1 protein-coding gene is annotated in these 641 nt (G+C 74.7%); it reads left to right on the top strand.

What is annotated here, in order from left to right; genetic code table 11:
- Positions 1-36: 36 nt before the first annotated feature.
- On the top strand, positions 37-641 hold a 605-nt coding region (locus tag QWZ14_RS28985; protein WP_290320544.1), incomplete at its 3' end, for a hypothetical protein.

Here is a 641-nt window from a genome sequence, read left to right as displayed (position 1 = left end):
GGGGCACGGCGCCGCAGCCCAGAAGGAGCCAGTCCCATGCGTGCCATGATCCTCCCCGTCGCCGCCCTCGCCCTCGTCGCCGGTCTCGGCAACATCGCCGCGGCCGACCCGCTGCAGCGCGGCGGCGTCTCCATCACCCGCGGCGGCGGCAACCACAACACCGCCTCCGGCGTGAACTCCTTCGCCGGCCAGTCGGCGACCACCATCGGCGGCATCGCCCGCGGCCACGGCTATAGCGCCACCTACGGCGGCAACAACACCAACCGCGCCACCGCCCGCAACGCCCAGGCCTTCCAGGACACCACCACGGTCGGCGGCACCGCGATCGGCCGCGGCGCCAGCAGCTACGTCACCGGCGGCTACAACACCAACCTCGCCTCCGGCCGCAACAGCGTCGCCGGCCAGTCGGTCACCACCATGGGCGGCACCGCCATCGGCCGCGGCGCCCATAGCTCGGTCTCCGGCGGCTGGAACTCCAACCTCGCCTCCGGCCGCAACAGCCAGGCCGAGCAGCAGGTCCTCACCATGGGCGGCTCCGCCATCGGCCGCGGCGCCCAGGACCGCGTCTACGGCGGCGGCAACCGCAATGCCGCGACCGCCCGCGGCGCCTTCGCCGGCCAGCAGGTCGTCACCGTCGGCGG

The sequence above is a fragment of the Paeniroseomonas aquatica genome (assembly GCF_030409335.1).
Classification (GTDB): domain Bacteria; phylum Pseudomonadota; class Alphaproteobacteria; order Acetobacterales; family Acetobacteraceae; genus Belnapia; species Belnapia aquatica.
This window is presented reverse-complemented; position numbering and strand designations above follow the sequence as displayed.